Annotated in this window: 3 protein-coding genes; all 3 read left to right on the top strand. The window is 62.1% G+C overall.

Going from position 1 to position 3,165, the window contains the following annotated elements:
- Positions 1-913, top strand: a 913-nt coding sequence (rsmB, locus tag JHD62_RS21180) for a 16S rRNA (cytosine(967)-C(5))-methyltransferase RsmB (protein ID WP_199104545.1), incomplete at its 5' end; no start/stop codon positions are given.
- 4 nt (positions 914-917) lie between these two features.
- Complete coding sequence (locus tag JHD62_RS21175; protein ID WP_045846400.1) at positions 918-1,472, top strand: DUF4390 domain-containing protein; 555 nt, start codon at positions 918-920, stop codon at positions 1,470-1,472.
- A partial coding sequence (locus JHD62_RS21170; RefSeq protein WP_199104543.1) for a HAMP domain-containing protein occupies positions 1,472-3,165 on the top strand: 1,694 nt, incomplete at its 3' end. The genes JHD62_RS21175 and JHD62_RS21170, both read left to right, overlap by 1 nt.

Raw genomic sequence — 3,165 nt, 5'->3', positions numbered from 1 at the left:
GGTCAATGGCGTGCTGCGCAACTTCTTGCGCCAGCGCGAGGAAATGCTGCGCCTGGCGCAGAAAGATCTGGAAGCTGCCACCAATCACCCGCGCTGGTGGGTGAAAGCCATCCAGCAGGCCTATCCGCAAGAGTGGTCGTCCATCCTAGAATGGAATAACAGCCATCCGCCGATGACGCTGCGCGTCAACGCCCGCAAGAGCACTGTGGCCGCCTATCTGGCCGAACTCGAAGCGTTGGGCATGGGGGCGACAGCACTGGATGACGCCAGCGGTATCCTGCTGGACAAACCGGTGAATGTGCGCGAACTGCCGGGTTTTGCTGACGGCGTGGTGTCGGTACAGGACTGGGGCGCGCAGCAGGCTGCCCGCCTGCTGGACCTGCACGCCGGACAGCGCGTGCTGGATGCCTGTGCCGCGCCGGGTGGCAAAACATGTCATATGCTGGAAATGGCAGATGTGGAGATGACCGCGCTGGATATCGACCCGCAGCGATTGCAACGGGTGGCGGAAAACCTGCAGCGTGGTGGCTTGCACGCCAGCCTGCATGCGGCCGATGCCGGGCAGGCGGCTGACTGGTGGGACGGCAAGCCCTTCGATCGCATTCTGGCCGATGTGCCGTGCTCGGCTTCCGGCGTCGTGCGTCGTCATCCGGACATCAAGTGGCTGCGCCGTCCGGGCGATTTTGCCACCCTGGCTGCCCAGCAGGCGCAGATGGTTGACACGCTATGGGGGCTACTCGCGCCCGGCGGGAAAATGCTATACGCTACGTGCTCGATTTTTCCGGAAGAAAATCAGCAGCAGTTGGCTGCATTCCTGGCACGTCATGCCGATGCCGAATGCCTGAATCAGCAACAACTGTTGCCCTGTGAGCGTCATGACGGTTTCTATTACGCGCTGCTTGCGAAGCATTAGCCTGTTGCTATGGCTATTGGTCTGTGCCGTTCCCACGGCGCAGGCCGATGGCATTCTGGCGCGCCGTGCCGATGCCGAGCTGACGCAAGATGGCCAGCTTTCGCTCAGCACCCGCTTCCAGACCAAGTTATCCAGCAGCCTGAATGATGCGCTGGCACAAGGTGTCACCTTGACCTTCCGGCTGGAGTTCGAACTGACCCGGCCGCGCAGTACCGCCTATTACCTCAATCTGAAAGAGTGGTTCGAGCCACACGCCAGCCTCACGTTCAAGCTGTCCTATCAGTCCCTGACCAGCCGCTATCGCGTCACCATCGGCAGTTTTTCAAATTATTACCGTTCCCTGTCCGAGGCCATGGGTGCCCTGGGTTCCATCCAGGACTGGCGCGTGTTGCAAAGCGGTGCGCTCGATCCGCGCAACCCCGGCAGCGTGGCAGGCCGGGTGCGACTGGTGCTGGACATCAGCGAGCTGCCCAAGCCCTTCCAGCTCAATGCCCTTGGCTCCGGCGAATGGAGCCTGTCCTCCAACTGGACCAGCATCACCATGAAAGAAGGTAGCTGATGCGCTACGCCGCCATTGCGCTGGCGACGTTCGGGGCCATCATGCTCTACCTGCTGGCCATTGCCACCGGCAATGCCTCCAAGCTGGCCGAATACTACTGGTGGGTGTTCGGGCTCAACAGCCTGTTGCTGGTCGGCCTGCTGGCCGTGGTGGGGCGGCAGCTCTTGCGGCTGCGCCAGCGGGTGAAGGGCCGGGTGTTCGGTGCCAAGCTGACCCAGCGTCTGGTGATGATGTTTGCCGTGGTCGCCCTAGTGCCGGGCATGCTGGTGTTCACCATTTCCGCACAATTCCTGACGCGCAGTATCGAAAGCTGGTTTGACGTGCGGGTAGAGTCCGCGCTGGATCGCGGGCTGGAGCTGGGCAAGGGCGCGCTCAACTACGTACTGGAAGATGTGGCCCGCAAGAGCCGCGTGGTGCTGGACGATATTGACGGCATGCCGTCCCTGATGCTGCCGTCCCGGCTGGAGCGCCTGCGCGAACAACTGGGCTTGCGCGAGGTGGCCATCTTCAACAAATCCGGACAACTGCTCAACTTTGCCAGCAGCAATACCCGGCAATTGCCGCAGGCCCCATCCCGCGATGCCCTGCGCGGCCTGAAGCTGCGGCAGGGCAGCAAATCGGTGGAGAATGATGCCGCCGGACTCACCCTGCGCGTATTGCTGCCCTATCGCACGCTGGAAGGCGAATGGCGCGTGTTGCAAGTGGTGCAGGCTGCGCCGCAGTCCATTGCCCGTGATGCCGAGCAGATTGAAACCGCGCGCTCCGAATACCACCAGCTGCTGTTGTCGCGAGATGGGCTGAAAACCTTTTACATGCTGACACTGGCCTTGGCCTGTCTGCTGGCGCTGACTTCAGCGCTGGCATTTGCCCTGTTTCTGTCAGAACGCCTGTCCGCGCCGCTGTCCGAGCTGGCCGCAGGTACCCGCGCGGTGGCGCAAGGTGACTTCTCCAAACGCCACCCGGTATACCGCCGTGACGAGCTTGGCATGCTCACCACGCTGTTCAACCGCATGACCCAGCAGCTGGATGAAGCGCGCCAGACGGCCAACCAGACCCAACAGGCGCTGGAAAGCGGCAAGCTTTACCTGGAAAGCATTCTGGCCAATCTCTCCGCCGGGGTGATCGCACTGGATGCGGCCTGGCAACTGCGCGCGGCCAATACCAGTGCCGGACGCATTCTGGGTGTGGATTTTTCCGAGCTGGTGCCCTACCCGGTCGAGCAGTGGTCCACCCGGGTTCCGGCCTTGATTCCCCTGGTGGATACCATGCTGCAACATGGTGAAAACAAGCAGGAAGAAGAATGGCAAACCCAGCTCGATTACATGACCGGGCAGGGTGCGCGCAGCCTGCTGGTACGCGGTGCCCGCTTGCCCGAACGCTCCGGAAGCGGTTATGTTGTGGTGTTCGACGACATTACCGAGCTGGCGCGGGCCCAGCGGGATGCGGCCTGGGGCGAAGTGGCCAAGCGGCTGGCGCATGAAATCCGCAATCCGCTCACGCCCATCCAGCTGTCGGCCGAGCGCCTGGCGATGAAGCTTTCCGCCAAGCTTGAAACTGCCGATGCGGACATGCTCAAACGCTCTACCGACACCATCATCAAGCAGGTGGCGGCACTGAAGAACATGGTGGATGCCTTCCGCGATTATGCCCGGGCACCGCGCATCAAACTCAGTGAACTTGATCTCAATCAGGT

This window comes from Aquitalea sp. ASV11 (assembly GCF_016429185.1).
GTDB classification, from domain to species: domain Bacteria; phylum Pseudomonadota; class Gammaproteobacteria; order Burkholderiales; family Chromobacteriaceae; genus Aquitalea; species Aquitalea pelogenes.
Note: the sequence above shows the minus strand (reverse complement) of the source record. Positions and strands in the feature narration are given on the sequence as shown.